This window comes from Pseudoxanthomonas sp. (assembly GCF_051953815.1).
In the GTDB taxonomy this organism is placed as follows: Bacteria; Pseudomonadota; Gammaproteobacteria; order Xanthomonadales; family Xanthomonadaceae; genus Pseudoxanthomonas_A.
Genome location: NZ_JBQCIJ010000035.1, coordinates 1 through 15,289 on the forward strand (window position 1 = coordinate 1; position 15,289 = coordinate 15,289).

Annotated in this window: 13 protein-coding genes and 1 pseudogene; 7 read left to right on the forward strand and 7 right to left on the reverse strand. The window is 68.5% G+C overall.

The annotated features are described in order from the left end of the window. The 3 genes and pseudogenes from ACTHN1_RS09260 to radC all read right to left on the reverse strand — a co-directional run. Positions 1 to 215 (reverse strand): annotated as a pseudogene (locus ACTHN1_RS09260) (SPOR domain-containing protein); the annotation flags it as partial. Beyond that, entirely contained in the window at positions 216 to 1,904 is a 1,689-nt protein-coding gene (gene argS, locus ACTHN1_RS09265; RefSeq protein WP_440470663.1) for an arginine--tRNA ligase, read from the reverse strand. Between the two features lie 116 nt (positions 1,905 to 2,020). Continuing rightward, entirely contained in the window at positions 2,021 to 2,695 is a 675-nt protein-coding gene (radC, locus tag ACTHN1_RS09270) for a RadC family protein (protein WP_440470664.1), read from the reverse strand. A gap of 95 nt (positions 2,696 to 2,790) precedes the next feature. Between radC and coaBC the strand changes: the two genes are divergently transcribed. From coaBC to ACTHN1_RS09285, 3 genes are read left to right on the forward strand one after another with little or no spacing between them, the layout of a single operon-like run. Next, complete coding sequence (gene coaBC, locus ACTHN1_RS09275; RefSeq protein ID WP_440470665.1) at positions 2,791 to 4,014, forward strand: bifunctional phosphopantothenoylcysteine decarboxylase/phosphopantothenate--cysteine ligase CoaBC; 1,224 nt, start codon at positions 2,791 to 2,793, stop codon at positions 4,012 to 4,014. After that, entirely contained in the window at positions 4,011 to 4,481 is a 471-nt protein-coding gene (dut, locus tag ACTHN1_RS09280; RefSeq protein WP_141455139.1) for a dUTP diphosphatase, read from the forward strand. Before coaBC ends, dut begins: the two co-directional genes overlap by 4 nt. A gap of 16 nt (positions 4,482 to 4,497) precedes the next feature. Beyond that, positions 4,498 to 6,828, forward strand: coding sequence for a phosphomannomutase/phosphoglucomutase (locus ACTHN1_RS09285; RefSeq protein WP_440470666.1), 2,331 nt, complete (start codon positions 4,498 to 4,500; stop codon positions 6,826 to 6,828). A gap of 60 nt (positions 6,829 to 6,888) precedes the next feature. Here the strand turns inward: ACTHN1_RS09285 and ACTHN1_RS09290 are convergent, their stop codons facing one another. Both ACTHN1_RS09290 and pyrE read right to left on the reverse strand, forming a co-directional pair. Then, a complete protein-coding gene (locus ACTHN1_RS09290; RefSeq protein ID WP_440470667.1) occupies positions 6,889 to 7,596 on the reverse strand; it encodes a hypothetical protein in 708 nt (235 codons plus the stop codon). Between the two features lie 19 nt (positions 7,597 to 7,615). Then, positions 7,616 to 8,293, reverse strand: a complete 678-nt coding sequence (gene pyrE / locus ACTHN1_RS09295) for an orotate phosphoribosyltransferase (protein ID WP_440470668.1) — start codon at positions 8,291 to 8,293, stop codon at positions 7,616 to 7,618. Between the two features lie 113 nt (positions 8,294 to 8,406). On the opposite strand from pyrE, the gene ACTHN1_RS09300 reads away from it, so the two are divergent. Genes ACTHN1_RS09300 through ACTHN1_RS09310 form a run of 3 tightly spaced genes read left to right on the forward strand, consistent with a single transcriptional unit; the run spans position 8,407 to position 10,769 of the window. Then, complete coding sequence (locus ACTHN1_RS09300) at positions 8,407 to 9,177, forward strand: exodeoxyribonuclease III (RefSeq protein WP_440470669.1); 771 nt, start codon at positions 8,407 to 8,409, stop codon at positions 9,175 to 9,177. After that, positions 9,177 to 10,493, forward strand: a complete 1,317-nt coding sequence (locus tag ACTHN1_RS09305) for an AmpG family muropeptide MFS transporter (RefSeq protein ID WP_440470670.1) — start codon at positions 9,177 to 9,179, stop codon at positions 10,491 to 10,493. The genes ACTHN1_RS09300 and ACTHN1_RS09305 overlap by 1 nt, the downstream gene beginning before the upstream one ends. A 48-nt stretch (positions 10,494 to 10,541) precedes the next feature. Then, on the forward strand, positions 10,542 to 10,769 hold the full coding sequence (locus ACTHN1_RS09310) for a hypothetical protein (RefSeq protein WP_440470671.1): 228 nt from the start codon (positions 10,542 to 10,544) through the stop codon (positions 10,767 to 10,769). Positions 10,770 to 10,787: 18 nt separating this feature from the next. Here the strand turns inward: ACTHN1_RS09310 and ACTHN1_RS09315 are convergent, their stop codons facing one another. Together ACTHN1_RS09315 and ACTHN1_RS09320 are read right to left on the reverse strand one after the other, a co-directional pair. Further along, a complete protein-coding gene (locus ACTHN1_RS09315) occupies positions 10,788 to 11,930 on the reverse strand; it encodes an anhydro-N-acetylmuramic acid kinase (RefSeq protein ID WP_440470672.1) in 1,143 nt (380 codons plus the stop codon). Between the two features lie 91 nt (positions 11,931 to 12,021). After that, positions 12,022 to 13,479 carry a peptidoglycan DD-metalloendopeptidase family protein gene (locus ACTHN1_RS09320; protein ID WP_440470673.1) on the reverse strand — a complete coding sequence of 486 codons (1,458 nt, stop codon included), beginning with the start codon at positions 13,477 to 13,479 and terminating at the stop codon, positions 12,022 to 12,024. Between the two features lie 181 nt (positions 13,480 to 13,660). Here ACTHN1_RS09320 and tyrS point away from each other — a divergent pair, with 181 nt between their 5' ends. Then, a complete protein-coding gene (gene tyrS / locus ACTHN1_RS09325) occupies positions 13,661 to 14,872 on the forward strand; it encodes a tyrosine--tRNA ligase (protein WP_440470674.1) in 1,212 nt (403 codons plus the stop codon). Positions 14,873 to 15,289: the final 417 nt, after the last annotated feature.

Sequence of the window (15,289 nt, forward strand, 5' to 3'; positions counted from 1 at the left end):
ATCGCCTCGTCCTCCGGCGTCCCCGCCGGCTGCGCGTCCGGATTCGGCGTGGGTCGGAAGAAGCCGTCGCCCTCCCCCTTGTGCAGCAGCTTCGGCGCGCCCAGCAGCACCACCGCGGTCAGCACCACGCCCAGCACCAGCCAGGCCCAGCCCGGCAGGCCGTGGTCCCCGCCGTGGTTGCGCCGCGCCTGCGACTTGCCCTTGCGTGCCGCCACCTACATCGCCTCCGGCGCCGAGACGCCAATCAATCCGAGCCCGTTCGCCAGCACCTGGCGGGTTGCCTGCGCGAGCGCGAGGCGCGCGTCGCGCACGTCGGCGTCGTCGACCAGGAACTGGTGTTCGTTGTAGTACGACTGGAACGCCTGCGCCAGCTCGTGCAGGTAGGCGGCGAGCTGGTGCGGCTCGAGTTGCTCGCCGGCCGCGGCCACCACTTCCGGATAGCGCGACAGCTCGGTGAGCAGTTCGCGGGTGCGCGCATCGGCGAGGTCGGGCGGCTGCGCCAGGCCGTTGCCGAGGTCGAAGGCGACGCCGCGCTCGCGCGCCTGGCGAAACAGGCCGCAGGTGCGCGCGTGCGAAAGCTGCACGTAGTAGACCGGGTTGTCCAGCGACTGGCTGCGCGCCAGGTCGATGTCGAAGGTCAGCTGCGAATCGGGGCGGCGCGCGAGCAGGAACCAGCGCGTCGCGTCGCGGCCGACCTCGTCGATCAGGTCGCGCAGGGTCAGGTAGCTGCCGGCGCGCTTGGACAGCTTCACCTCCTCGCCGCCGCGCATCACCGTCACCATCTGGTGCAGCACGTACTCCGGATAGCCGGCCGGGATGCCTTCGTCTAGCGCCTGCAGGCCGGCGCGCACGCGCGCCAGCGAACCATGGTGGTCGGCGCCCAGTTCGGTGATCGCGCGGCCATAGCCGCGCTGCCACTTGCTCAGGTGGTAGGCCACGTCCGGCACGAAATAGGTGTAGGTGCCGTCGGACTTGCGCATCACCCGGTCCTTGTCGTCGCCGAAATCGGTGGACTTCAGCCACAGCGCGCCGCCTTCCTCGTAGGTATGCCCGGAGGCGACCAGCTTGTTCACCGTCTCCTCGACCTTGTGGTCGGCGTACAGCGAGCTTTCCAGGAAATAGACGTCGAACGAGACGCCGAACGCGGCCAGGTCCAGGTTCTGCTCGCGGCGCAGGTAGGCCACGGCGAACCGGCGGATGGCGTCCAGGTCGTCCGGATCCTTGCCGCCCACGACCACGTGGTCCTCGAACTCGACCGTGTCGCCGTCCAGGTAGGCCTGCGCCACGTCGGCGATGTAGTCGCCGCGATAGCCGTCCTCCGGCCAGCCTTCGCTGTCCGGGGTCAGGCCCTTGGCGCGCGCCTGGGTGGACTTGGCCAGGTTGTCGATCTGCACGCCGGCGTCGTTGTAGTAGAACTCGCGGCGGGTAGTCCAGCCGTTGGCGGCCAGCACACGGGCGATGCAGTCGCCGATCGCGCCGGCGCGGCCATGGCCGACATGCAGCGGGCCGGTCGGATTGGCCGAGACGTATTCCACGCCGACGACCCGGCCGGCGCCACTCTGGTTGCGGCCATAGGCGTTGCCCTGCGCCAGGGCGGTGGCGACCTCGCGCTGGTAGGCGGCGGTGGTCAGGTGGAAATTGATGAAGCCGGGACCGGCGATCTCCACCTTGGCCACGTCGTCGCTCGCCGGCAGCGCGGCGACCAGGGCGGTGGCGATGGCGCGCGGATTGCTGCGTGCGGCCTTGGCCAGCAGCATCGCGGCGTTGGTGGCGAAATCCCCGTGTTCGCGGGTCTTGGGTCGCTCGACCACGAAATCCGGCGTGGCGGTGTCGGCCGGCAGGGTGCCGGCCTGGCGCAGGGCATCGATGCCCTGGGCGATCAAGGCGCGTAGGGAGGCTTTCACGGAGGGTCTGCGGATGTTGCGGGACCGGGCATTTTACGCGGAACCGGCGGGGCCGTCCGGCACGGGCTGAATGGCGCGTTCCGCATCGGCGCCGGGCGCGCCGGCGGACGCGCCGGTCAGAGCCAGCCGCGCGCGGCCAGCGAGGTCGGCGCGCCATCGCCGACCACGAAATGATCCAGCAGGCGGATGTCCATCAGCGACAGCGCGTCCCGCAGGCGCAGAGTGATCAGGCGATCGGCGTCGGAAGGATCGCTGTTCCCGGAGGGATGGTTGTGGCCGATGATCACCGCGGCCGCGTTGTGGGCCAACGCCCGCCGGACCACCTCCCGGGGGTGGACTTCGGCGCTGTCGAGGGTGCCCCGGAACAACTCCTCGAAGGCCAGCGCGCGATGGCGGGCGTCCAGGAACAGGGCCGCGAACACTTCGTGATCGTGGGCGCGCAGGCGCTGGCTGAAGTAGCGGCCCGCCATCGCCGGATCCGTCAGCTGCTCGCCCCGCTCCAGATCCGCGGCCAGGTGCCGGCGGCCGATTTCCAGCGCGCCGGCCATGCGGCTGGCGCGGGCCGGCCCCAGTCCGGGCAGGGTGACCAGTTCCGCCGCGGGGCGGTCGAGCAGGCGCCGCAACGGACCGTGGGTCGAGAGCAACTCGCGGGCGGTGGCCACCGCGTCCCGCCCGCGCACGCCCGAGCCCAGGAACAGCGCCAGGAGTTCGGCGTCGGAAAGCGCGGCGGGGCCCCGGGTGAACAGCTTTTCACGCGGGCGTTCGTGGATGGGCCAGTCTCGGATGTGCATATGACCACGATGCCCCGGCGGGGCGGGGCGTCGCCATCAGCCTCGACGGGGCCATCGGGTAAGCTAATCCCCTGTTCGTGTGTAGGAAACCCGACGTGACCGGAAGTCTCGAGCCACGGCCGCTGCAGGGCCAGCGCCTGCTGGTGTGTGTGGGCGGCGGCATTGCCGCGTACAAGTCGCTGGAACTGGTGCGGCGGCTGCGCGACGCCGGCGCCGAAGTGCAGGTCGCCATGACCGAGGGCGCCCAGCAGTTCGTCACCGCGCTGAGTTTCCAGGCCCTGTCCGGCCATCCGGTCCGGACCAGCCTCTGGGACAGCGCGGCCGAGGCGGCGATGGGCCACATCGAGCTCGCGCGCTGGGCCGACCGCATCCTGATCGCGCCGGCGACCGCGGATCTGCTGGCCCGCCTGACCCACGGATTCGCCAACGACCTGGTCACCACGCTGTGCCTGGCGACCACCGCGCCGATCACGATTGCGCCGGCGATGAACCACCGCATGTGGCAGCACCCGGCTACGGTGGCCAACCTGGCGGTGCTGCGCGGGCGCGGCGTGCAGGTGATCGGGCCGGAAGACGGCCCGCTGGCCGAAGGCGAATCCGGACCAGGCCGTCTCAGTGAACCCGAGGCCATCGTGGCCGCGCTGGCCGGGGTGCGGGCACCGGGAGCGAAGCAGGATCTGGCCGGCGTACGCGTCGTCGTCAGCGCCGGCCCGACCTACGAGGATCTGGACCCGGTGCGTTATCTGGGCAACCGCAGCAGCGGCAAGATGGGATTCGCGGTCGCCGCCAGCGCGGCGCGGCGCGGCGCCGACGTGGTGCTGGTGGCCGGCCCGGTGCACCTGCCGACGCCGGCGGGAGTGACCCGGCTGGACGTGCGTTCGGCCGCGCAGATGCGCGAAGCCGTGCTCGGGGCGTTGCCGGCGGACATCTACATCGGCGCCGCCGCGGTCGCCGACTACACCCCGCGAGTCGCGGTCCCCAACAAGATCAAGAAGACCGGCGAGACGCTGGAACTGGATCTGGTGCGCACGCCGGACATCCTCGCCGAGGTGGCCGCGCAGACCCAGGCCCTGAAACTGGTGGTGGGCTTCGCCGCCGAGACCGAGAACGTCGAGCACTATGCGCGCGGCAAGCTGCAGGCCAAGCGCCTGGACATGATCATCGCCAACCGCGTCGGCATCGCCGAAGGCGGATTCGAGAGCGACCAGAACGCCCTGACCGCGTACTGGAAGGACGGTGAGCGGGAGTTCGCCTCGGCCCCCAAGACCCGCTTGGCCGATGCCCTGATGGATCTGATCGTGGAGCGACTGAACGCATGAGCCCGGCTGGCACGCAATCCGTGGAACTGAAGCTGCTGGACCCCCGGTTCGGCGATGAATGGCCGTTGCCTGCGTACGCGACCGAGGCCAGCGCTGGCGTCGATCTGCGCGCGGCGCTCGACGCCACCCTCACCCTGCAGCCCGGCGACGCCGCTCTGGTACCCAGCGGCCTGTCCGTGCACCTGGCGGACCCGCAGCTGTGCGCCGTGGTGCTGCCGCGTTCCGGACTGGGTCACCGGCACGGCATCGTGCTGGGCAACGGCACCGGCCTGATCGACGCCGACTACCAGGGACCGTTGTTGATCAGCGTCTGGAACCGCGGACACGAGGCCTTCACCATCCAGCCCGGCGATCGCATCGCCCAGTTGGTGGTCCTGCCCATCGTGCGCGTAAGCTTCCAGGTCGTGGACGCATTTGCCGACAGCGCCCGGGGAGCCGGCGGTTTCGGCCATACCGGTTTGCGCTGACAGGGGACGGGCACGGATGAGCGGATCGAGCGAAGGTGGACGTCGGTTGCCGGTGGGCGATCTTTCGCGGGCGTTGCCCTGGTTGATCGTGCTGTGCGCCCTGCTGGTGGTCTGGCTGGGCTGGAACGGGGTGCGCCTATGGCGCGACGCCGACCGGAGCGAGGCCCTGCAGCGGGCCCGCGACGCCAGCGTGGCGTCGCTGGAATCGGCATACCGCGACCAGATCGCCCAGTTGACCCGGCGCATGTCCAGCGAAGAGGTCAAGGCGGCGGTGCGCGGTGGCGACCCGGCGATGATCAGCCAGGCGATCCGGCACGGCTGGGCCGAGGTCGAGCAGGTCGAGGTGATGCCACGCGATCTGACCGAGGCGTACGCCGATCCGGCCGCGTTCGGCTACAGCCGGCTGGCGCTGCTGGAGGCCGCCCAGCAGGGACAGGCCGTGGTCGCGCGGGTGGTCCGGGACGGCGGCAAACCGGCGCTCGGGCTGGCGGTGGATGCGCCGCAGGGCGTGATCTACGCGCGCCTGCCGTTGACCCGCTTGACCGCGGGCTTCGAAGGCATCGCCATGCCGGCGGGCACCTATCTGGCCCTGCGGCAGGGCAACTTCAACGTCGTCGAGCGCGGCAGCAAATACCTGGCCGACGGCGCCGAGGTGATGGCGCATGCGGTGGGCAAGACCGGCCTGCGCGTGGCCGCGGCGCAGCCGGACAGCGCCCCCGGCCCGTTCGGGCTGGGCGCCGTGGGCAGCCTGATTGGCGCCGTGCTGGCCGCCGTGCTGACCGTCCTGGTCTGGCTGGCGGCCCGCGGCGGTCTGAAGATTCCAGCCTTGCGGGGAGGCGAGGCGGTCACCAGCGACGATGACGCACCCACTCTGGGCCAGTCCCTGGAGCGGGATCCGTTGCCGCCGGCGGCCAGACCCACTCCTTCCTCCCCACAGACAGGCAGCATGAGCAAAGAACGCACCCCGGTGGACGTCGACCCCGGCATCTTCCGCGCATACGACATCCGCGGCATCGTTGGCAAAACCCTCAACGCGGACGTCGCCGAGTGCATCGGCCAGGCGATCGGCAGCGTGATGCAGGAGCAGGATCTGACCGACATCGTGGTCGGCCGCGACGGCCGCCTGTCCGGGCCGGAACTGGTCGCCGGGCTGATCGCCGGCCTGCGCCGTGCCGGCCGCAACGTCATCGACATCGGCATGGTGCCCACGCCGGTGGCCTATTTCGGCGCCTACCAGTTGCGCGCCGGCAGCTGCGTCGCCGTCACCGGCAGCCACAATCCGCCGGACTACAACGGCTTCAAGATCGTGGTGGGAGGCGAAACCCTGTCCGGTGACACCATCACCGATCTGTACGAGCGCATCCGCGACGGTCGTCTGCACGAGGCCGCGATCCCGGGCAGTTCGCAGGAACGCGACGTCGCCGCCGACTACATCCAGCGGATCGCCGACGACGTGCAACTGGAGCGTCCGCTGAAGGTGGTCGTGGATGCCGGCAACGGCGTGGCCGGCGACATCGCCCCGCGCCTGCTGGAATCGATTGGCGCGGACGTCATCCCGCTGTATTGCGAGGTCGATGGAACCTTCCCCAACCATCACCCCGATCCCAGCGAGCCGCATAACCTGGAAGACCTGATCCAGATGGTCAAGCGCTTCGACGCCGACCTGGGCCTGGCCTTTGACGGCGACGGCGACCGCCTGGGCGTGGTGACCAAGGACGGCGTGGTCATCTTCCCCGACCGTCTGTTGATGCTGTTCGCCGCCGACGTGCTGGAACGCAATCCGGGCGCGATGATCATCTACGACGTGAAATGCACCGGAAAGCTGCAATCGTGGATCCTGCGGAACGGCGGCACGCCGCTGATGTGGAAGACGGGGCACTCGCTGATCAAGGCCAAGATGCGCGAAACCGGCGCCGAACTGGCGGGCGAGATGAGCGGCCACTTCTTCTTCCAGGAGCGCTGGTACGGCTTCGACGACGGCCTCTACTCGGCCGCGCGCCTGCTGGAAATCCTGGCCCTGCGCGGGGAAACGCCCTCGGAGGTGCTGTCGGCGCTGCCGGATGGCATCGCCACCCCGGAGATCAAGGTGCCGGTGGAGGCGGAAACCCCGCACGCGGTGGTCCAGCGCTTCGTCGAGACGGCGCGTTTCGATGGCGCCCGCGTGGCCACCATCGACGGCCTGCGCGCGGACTGGGATGACGGTTGGGGCCTGTTGCGCGCGTCCAATACGACGCCGATCCTGGTGCTGCGTTTCGAGGCCGACAACGATGCGGCGCTGGCCCGCATCAAGGATGTGTTCCGCAGCCATCTGGCGCTGGTCGCGCCGGATCTCACCGCGACCTTCTGACAGGAAAGGATCGACGTCGCGCGCGCGGCAGGAAATGGCCGCGCGCGGAATCGTGGAAGCTCAGCGGGAGCCGGAACCCGGAGGCGTGGCGGTCGGCGCGGTCTGCGTGGCGGGTGCGGGCGCGCCCTCCGATGGCGCCGGTCCCTTGATCTCGCGATAGCGCTGCATGATTTCGGCGATCTCCACGTCCAGTTCCGCGCGCTGGCGCTCGAAACTGGTCTGCAGCTGGCGCTGGCGCATCAGGTCGGCGTGCCGGCTGCGGATATTGGCGGTGGCTTCCGCCGTGACGGTCTGTCCGGCCAGCTCGCGGTCGCCGGCCGTCTGCAGCAGGCTCACCAGGCCATCGCGCAGGCTCACCACGTTATAGCGCGCGGTCCGGATGTTGTTGTCGACGATGGCGATGCGTTCGTTGAACACCCGGCGCAGTTCTTCCTCGCTGCGATAGGACAGCAGCATGGCCTGCTCGGTGCGGCGGCGGGTTTCCTGCGCCGCCTCGTCCAGCTGCGCCTGGATCTTCGCGGCCTCGGCCAACGCGCGCTCCTCCTCGGTCAGCGCCCGGTCCACTTCCGCGGTACGCAGGCCGCTGGCGGCGTTGATTTCCTCGCGCGCACGCGACACCGCTTCGGCGGGCAGGGCATCGCTGCAGACGCGCTGGCCGTTTTCATTCCAGCAATAAAGCTTCTTCGCAGCCGGCTTGTCCTGCGCACCGGCCATGGCCATCGACAACAGGCCTACCGGCAACGCCAGCCAGAAAATGGAACTCCGCATGTGCAGCCCCCTGCTGCCGTCAGTCCGACGAACCGCTGCCATAGCGCGCCCGGTAGGCGAGCAGGTGTTCGCGGTGGTGGACAAGTTCCGCGCTTTCTCCGGCGAAATCAAGCAGATCGTGCAGATTGGCCACGGCCACCACCGGTACCCCGGTTTCGGCGGCCACCGCCTGGGCGGCGGAAAGCCGCGGGCCGCCGTCGCCGTTCCCCGGCTCGGTCAGCACCTCCTGCCGGTCCAGCGCCACCACGATGCCGGCCGGGCGGCCCCCCCCGGCCCGGATCAGACCCAGCGCTTCGCGGATGGCGGTTCCGGCGGTGATGACGTCGTCCACGATGAGCACATCGCGGCCGTCCAGCGGCGCGCCGATCAGCAGGCCGCCCTCGCCGTGGTCCTTGGCTTCCTTGCGATTGAAGGCCAGCGGCACGTCGCGGCCGCGGCGCGCGTATTCGCAGCCCAGCGCGGTCGCCAGCGGAATGCCCTTGTAGGCCGGGCCGAACAGCAGATCGAACTTCAGCCCGGCCGCTTCGACCGCGTCGGCATAGCAAGCCGCCAGTTCGGCCAGCCGCGCGCCGCTGTCGAACCGCCCGGCGTTGAAGAAATAGGGGCTGAGCCGGCCGGACTTGAGCGTGAATTCGCCGAAGCGCAGGGCCTGTGCGTGCAGGGCGAGCTGGAGGAAGCGGGCGCGGTGATCGGACATGGGCGGTGCATTCGACGGTCGAGGGGGAAAGCATAGCCGTTCCGCGCCACCGGCCTCCACGCATGCGGTACGCTCTTGCGACTCCCTTCCCGTTCCGCGAACCGGTTTTTCACATGCGCATCATCAGTTTCAACGCCAACGGCCTGCGTTCGGCCGCCAACAAGGGTTTCTTCGAATGGTTCGGCCAGCAGGACGCCGACGTGCTGTGCGTGCAGGAAACCAAGGCGCAGGAACACCAGCTCGGCGGTCCGGCGTTCCTGCCGGAGGGTTACAAGGCCTGGTTCCGCGATGCCACCACCAAGAAGGGCTACAGCGGCGTGGCGATCTACAGCCGGCGCGAGCCGGACGAAGTGCGCACCGCGCTGGGCTGGGACGAGTTCGACGAGGAAGGTCGCTACCTGGAGGCGCGCTACGGCAACCTCAGCGTGGTGTCCTTCTACATTCCGTCCGGCTCCTCCGGCGAACTGCGGCAGGGCTTCAAGTTCAAGGTCATGGACTGGCTGGCGCCGATCCTGGACGAATGGCGCCGCAGCGGGCGCGACTATGTGTTGTGCGGCGACTGGAACATCGTGCGCACGCGGCTGGACATCAAGAACTGGACCAGCAACCAGAAGAACTCGGGCTGCCTGCCCGCCGAGCGTGACTGGCTCAACGGCATGTGCGTGGATGACGGCGGCTGGGTCGACGCCTACCGAAGCCTGCATCCGGAAGGCCAGGACTACACCTGGTGGAGCAATCGCGGCGGCGCCCGCGCCAACAATGTCGGTTGGCGCATCGACTACCAGTTCGTCACCCCGTCGCTGCGCGAACGCCTGCGGCGCTGCGCGATCTACCGCGACAGCTGGTTCTCCGACCACGCGCCGTTCACGGTGGACTACGCTTGATGGGCACGCCTGCGGCGGCCAAGGCACCGATGTCCTACAAGGGCTGGTCCGGCATCCGGCGGGCGTTCGCCACGCCGGCCGCCTTCACCATGCTGCTGCTGGGCTTCGGCAGCGGCCTGCCGTTCCTGCTGATCGCCTCGGCCACGCTCAGCACGCGCCTGCGTGATGTTGGACTGGATCTGGGCAGCATCGGGCTGATCAGCCTGGCCAGCTTCTTCTACCTGCTCAAGTTCCTGTGGGCGCCGCTGGTCGATCGCTATGCGTTTCCGCTGACCGCGTTCCTGGGGCGGCGGCGCTCGTGGTTGCTGGTGGCGCAGGTGGGCGTGGCGGTGGGGCTGTTCGCGCTGGCCTTCACCCGCCCCGAACTCGGCGCGGGTGCCCTGGTGGGATGGGTGCTGTTCGCATCGTTCGCCGGCGCGACCCAGGATTCGGTCGTCGACGCCTATCGCATCGAAATCGCCCCGGCCGAGGCGCAGGCCGCGCTCGCCGCCACCTACACGCTGGGCTACCGGATCGGCCTGATCCTGGCCGGCGCCGGCGCACTCTACATCGCCGAGTTCAGCGGCTGGAAGAACGCCTATCTGGCGATGACCGCGCTGATGGTGCTGCCGATCCTGGCCACGCTGTTCAGTCGCGAACCGGTCGCGCCCGTCGCCGCCGTCACCCGTCGCATCGATTTCATCGGCGCCTTCTGGCAACCGTTCGTCACTTTCTTCCAGGCCAACGGCCTGAAGCTGGGCGTGGTGCTGTTGCTGTTCGTCGGCCTGTTCAAGTTCCCGGACCAGGTCATCGGCGTGATGGCCGGGCCGTTCTACCTGGATTCCGGCTACAGCAAGGCCGACATCGCGACGGTGTCCAAGCTCTACGGCGTCTGGACCGGCATCGCCGGCGCGTTCCTGGGGGGCGTCTGCGTGGCGGCGTTCGGTTTCCGCTGGATGCTCGCGATCGCGGCGGTGGCCGTGGCCTGCTCGAACATCGCCTTCCTGCTGATGGCCCAGCACCCTTCCGAGATCTGGGCGTTCTATGCCGCCATCACCGCCGACAACCTGTCCCAGGGATTCGCGGGAACCGTGCTGGTGGCGTTCATGTCGTCCCTGACCAACCGCAATTTCACCGCCACGCAGTACGCGTTGCTGGTGTCGCTGGCGAATCTGCCCGGCAAGTTCGTCGGCGGCGTCTCCGGCTACGTCGTCGAAGCGACCTCCTACAGTGCCTTCTTCCTGATGAGCGCGCTCACCGTCATCCCGACCCTGCTGCTGCTGGCCTGGTTGTGGAAGCATATCCGTGAGAATGAAAGTAACGTGGCTTCATCCTGAGCATCGTCCGGGCAGGTCCGGCGATGCCGCGGGGCAGGGGGAAACGACATGACCGACATCGTGCTGAAGGACATCGACCCGCTGCTGGCCGAACGGATCCGGCGGATCGCCGTCGCCCGTGGCTGGAACATGCATGACACGCTGTCCAACCTGCTCGAACAGGGCCTGTTCCATTGCGAGGTGGAAGTCCGCAGCGGCTTCAACGATGGCGAGGTCGACGCATTGACCGCCGCCATCAACGCGTTGAAGGACGTGCCCGCCGGCAAGGGGTTCTGAGCGGCCCGGTCGTGAAGATCAGGCGGGGAACACGGTTCCGAGCACCCGCGGCCCTTTCGCGCCGCTGACGGTGGGCAGGTTGCCCGGGCGGCCGGCCAGGGTTTCCCGCGCCAGCCAGGCGAAACCCATCGCTTCCACGAAATCCGGGTCCAGCCCATGGCGGGCGGTGGACTCGACGAGAACGTCCGGCATCCGGGCCGCCAGCCGGGCCATCTGGCGCGCGTTGTGCACGCCGCCGCCGCACACCAGCACCCGGCGGGTTGTGGGCTGGGTCGCGCGCAGGGCGTCGGCGACGGTCGCGGCGGTCAGTTCCAGCAGGGTCGCCTGCACGTCCGCCGGTGACGTCTTACCGTCTTCCAGCCGGGCTTCCAGCCAGGCCAGGTGGAACTGTTCGCGGCCGGTGCTCTTGGGCGGCGGCAGCGCGAACCACGGTTCTTCCAGCAATCGCGCCAGCAACGCCTCATCGACTCGCCCCTGCGCGGCGAAGGTGCCGCCGGCGTCGAAGGCGGCGCCGGTGTGGCGCTCGCACCAGGCGTCCATCAGCGCGTTGGCCGGACCGGTGTCGAAACCGCGCACCGCAGCCGCGCCGGCACGCGGGAGCAGGGTGAAATTGCCAATCCCGCCGAGATTCAGCACCGCCCGATCCTCGTCCGGCGAGCCCAGCAGCGCTGCATGGAAGGCCGGCATCAGCGGCGCGCCATGACCGCCGGCGGCGACATCGCGACGACGGAAATCGGCCACGGTGTCGATTCCGCAGCGCTCGGCGATCACGTTGCCGTCGCCAATCTGCCAGGTGAAGGGCGGATCCGCGTGCGGACGATGGCGGATGGTCTGTCCATGCGAACCGAGCGCACGGACATCGCGCGCCGACACGCCGGCTTCCTCGAGCAGACGCCGTGCGGCATCTGCGAAACGCAGGCCGGTCAGCGCATCCAGCCGACCCACTTCGTCCAGGGACGGGACATCGCCGCCCTGGCCGAGGGCAATCAGCGCCGTGCGCGTCGCCTCGTCCCAGGGGTAGGTCCGGCCGAGCAGGAGTTCGCAGCGCAGCGCGGTCCCGCTTCCTTCGAAACGCACCAGCGCGGCGTCGATACCGTCGGCGCTGGTGCCGGAAATCAGACCCAGGAAAAGCGCCGGCGATGCCGGAACGGCAGGAGACATGCGGGTTCCATGAAAAAAATGCGCGCGCTGCGCCGGAGGGCGAAGCGTACGCCATCGGCTCCCGCGCGGTCGCGGGAGCCGGGTCCGGGCCTCAGCCCTTCTTGGACTTGCCGGCCGGCTTCTTGGCGTCGGCGACCTGGGTTTCCTTGGCCGGCTCGGCCGGGGAAACGTCGGCGTAGATGATGTTCTCCACCGTGCGGATGCGCGCCAGCGCGTTGGCGGTGTAGGTGCGGAATGAGGCCAGCTGTGCGCCGGCCAGCGGTTCCGGCGGCGGCATCGTCACCGACAACGGATTGCGGTGCACGCCGTTGATGCGGAATTCGTAGTGCAGGTGCGGGCCGGTCGCCAGGCCGGTGGACCCGACGTAGCCGATCACCGTGCCCTGGGCGACGCGCTGGCCGGCCTTGATCTTGCCCAGCCGCGACATGTGCCCGTACAGCGTGGTGTGGCCGCGGCCGTGATCCAGGATCACCACCCGGCCATAGCCGTTCTGCCAGCCGGCGAACTGCACGCGGGCGTCACCGGCGGCCATGATCGGCGTGCCGGTCACCGCCGCGTAGTCCACGCCCTTGTGCATGCGCATCGTGCCCAGCACCGGATGGCGGCGGGCGCCGAACTTGGAACTCAGGCGCGCATACGGAATCGGCATGCGGATGAAGTTCTTCTTGAGCGGCCGGCCGGCGGCGGTGAAGTACTCCGGCTTGCCGCCCGGACGCGAGAAGCGGAAACCCGAATGCAGTTTGCCGTCGACGGTGAAGGTCGCCGCCTGCACCGGACCGGTGCTGATCAGCTCACCCTCGCGCCAGGTCTGCTCGACCACCACGCTGAAACGATCATCCGGGCCGAGATCGGAATTGAAATCGATGTCGTACTTGAAGATGTCGTCGGTCAGGGAGTTGATGTTGGCGGCGGTCAGCCCGGCCTTGCGGGCCGACCGGTTGAGCGAACGCCCCACCTTGCCGCTGAGCACCACCGTCCGCGTGGTGGTTTCGCGTGCGACCACCTTTTCGGTGACCTTGTCGCCCTCGACACTCAGCTCCACACGATGCTGCGGATCACGGTCGTAGCGCAGCGTGCGCAGTTCGCCGGTGACCGGCAGATCGAACGCGAGCTCGGTACCGGGCTTGAGCCGGGTGAGCGCCTGCTTGGCGTTGGCGTTTTCCAGCAGCGCATGCATCGTCGCCGCCGGGATGTTCAATTCCTCGAAGATCGCGCCGAGCGTCTGGCCCGGCTTGACCCGGACCAGTTGCCAACTGTCGCCGGCGACACCTTCCAGGCGTTCGGCCGACAACTGCGGCAGCTTCAGGGAAAGCGTGGAGCGCGCGTCAGTCGCGGAAGGAGGCTGGATGGCGTTGGAGAAGCCCGGCACGATGGTGGCGAGCATGACGCCGATCGTGGTGAACAGGCTGGCATGGATCCAGTGGCGGCGGGTCCATCGTCCGGTGGGCAGATGCTGCTTTACCCGCTGGTGCAGCGCCGAATCGCGCAGGAGTTCCAGGCGTTGCTGGAATTGTTGCTTGCGGCGGCTGCCGTCCCCATGAGTCTGCATCTAGCCGAACCTCGGACCCAAGACGGGGCCCTAATCGGCGTAACATAGTCACACTAACTCTTCGCGTCAAACCATTGAGCCCATTGGGTTTTTTGAATAGCATCACGCTTAACTTCGCTTTAACCAGATGTTCAACTTTGTCGGCGCCTGTTCACGTCGACCCCACCCGGAAGACCTTGCCTTGTCCCCCGCAGAAGCCCTTTCCCTGATCGGCCGTGGCGCCGATGAAATCATCAAGCCCGAAGAACTCGAGGCGCGCCTGAAGCTGGGGCGTCCGCTGCGGGTGAAGGCTGGTTTCGACCCGACCGCCCCGGACCTGCACCTGGGCCACACGGTCCTGCTGAACAAGATGCGGCACTTTCAGGACCTGGGCCATCAGGTGATCTTCCTGATCGGCGACTTCACCGGGATGATCGGCGACCCCAGCGGCAAGAACGTCACCCGCAAGCCCCTGACCCGGGACGAGGTGCTGGCGAACGCCCAGACCTATGCCGACCAGGTCTACAAGGTGCTGGACCGGGAAAGGACCGAACTGCGCTTCAACTCCGAATGGTTCGGCCAGATGTCTGCGGCCGACATGATCCGGCTGGCCGCCCAGCACACCGTGGCCCGCATGCTGGAACGCGACGATTTCGCCAAGCGCTATGCCGCCCAGCAGTCCATCGCCATCCACGAGTTCCTCTATCCGCTGGTCCAGGGCTACGACTCCGTGGCGCTGAAGGCTGACGTCGAGCTCGGCGGCACCGATCAGAAGTTCAACCTGCTGATGGGCCGCGGCCTGCAGGAACATCACGGCCAGCCGCCGCAGATCGTCCTGACCATGCCGCTGCTGGAGGGCCTGGACGGCGTGGCCAAGATGTCCAAGTCCCTGGGCAACTACATCGGCATCAGCGAACCGGCCATCGATATCGTCACCAAGACCATGAAGATTGGCGACGAGCTCATGTGGCGGTGGATCGACCTGTTGAGTTTCGAGATTGGCGTGACCGAGGCCGCGGCGCTCAGGACCGAGGTGGCCGCAGGCGGCTTGAACCCGCGCGACGTCAAGCTGCGGCTTGCGCGCGAGCTCGCCGCCCGTTTCCACGATGCCGCCGCCGCCGAACAGGCGATCGCCGGTTGGCACGCCGTGGTCCGGGGGGAGGGCGACACCTCCCTGCTGCCGTTGCAGGACGTGGCGGTGCCTGCCGAGGGCCTACGCATCGGCGCACTGCTGACCGCCGCCGGCATCACTCCCAGCAATTCGGAAGCCGGCCGCAAGCTCAAGGAGCGGGCGGTCAAGGTGGACGGCGCGGTCGTCGAGGATCCGAACCTGGTGTTCCAGCCCGGTTTCGAAGGCGTCCTGCAGGTCGGCAAGCGCAACTTCGCCCGCGTTCGGCTGGTCCGGACGGCTTGACCGGACGCCGTTCGTCGCGGCCCCAAAGGCGGACGCGTTCCGGAAAGCCGGCGCCTTCATGTGATTGCTCCGGTACTGCCATAAATTTGCAATCCGGGGCTTCCAAATGACCCCGGAACCCGTCATACTTTCCCTCCCCCATCGCAGGGGGCGTTTCACCCCCTCGGGGCAACGCCGGCGCGAAGGGAGCTTCGAAAAAATCTCTCGATGAGGTGTTGACGAAGCAGGGAAGGGTCGCCATAATGTGCGGCTCACCTCGACGGAAACGTCGGGGCGCGAAGGAAGGCGCTGAGGCCGACTTCGAAGCTCTTTGAAAGTGTGCGCAGGTGACTTGTGTGGGCGCCTGCAGGAAGGACATGCTGTCCATCTTGCAGACGTTCGATTCAAGAGCATCTTGTCAATTGTAATTTGCAAGCG

What these genes read in the sequence shown, in the direction of transcription:
- radC (WP_440470664.1), bottom strand. Translation starts at nt 2,695, where the DNA reads ATGCACATCCGAGACTGGCCCATCCACGAACGCCCGCGTGAAAAGCTG.
- dut (WP_141455139.1), top strand. Translation starts at nt 4,011, where the DNA reads ATGAGCCCGGCTGGCACGCAATCCGTGGAACTGAAGCTGCTGGACCCC.
- ACTHN1_RS09285 (WP_440470666.1), top strand. Translation starts at nt 4,498, where the DNA reads ATGAGCGGATCGAGCGAAGGTGGACGTCGGTTGCCGGTGGGCGATCTT.
- ACTHN1_RS09290 (WP_440470667.1), bottom strand. Translation starts at nt 7,596, where the DNA reads ATGCGGAGTTCCATTTTCTGGCTGGCGTTGCCGGTAGGCCTGTTGTCG.
- pyrE (WP_440470668.1), bottom strand. Translation starts at nt 8,293, where the DNA reads ATGTCCGATCACCGCGCCCGCTTCCTCCAGCTCGCCCTGCACGCACAG.
- ACTHN1_RS09300 (WP_440470669.1), top strand. Translation starts at nt 8,407, where the DNA reads ATGCGCATCATCAGTTTCAACGCCAACGGCCTGCGTTCGGCCGCCAAC.
- ACTHN1_RS09305 (WP_440470670.1), top strand. Translation starts at nt 9,177, where the DNA reads ATGGGCACGCCTGCGGCGGCCAAGGCACCGATGTCCTACAAGGGCTGG.
- ACTHN1_RS09310 (WP_440470671.1), top strand. Translation starts at nt 10,542, where the DNA reads ATGACCGACATCGTGCTGAAGGACATCGACCCGCTGCTGGCCGAACGG.
- ACTHN1_RS09315 (WP_440470672.1), bottom strand. Translation starts at nt 11,930, where the DNA reads ATGTCTCCTGCCGTTCCGGCATCGCCGGCGCTTTTCCTGGGTCTGATT.
- ACTHN1_RS09320 (WP_440470673.1), bottom strand. Translation starts at nt 13,479, where the DNA reads ATGCAGACTCATGGGGACGGCAGCCGCCGCAAGCAACAATTCCAGCAA.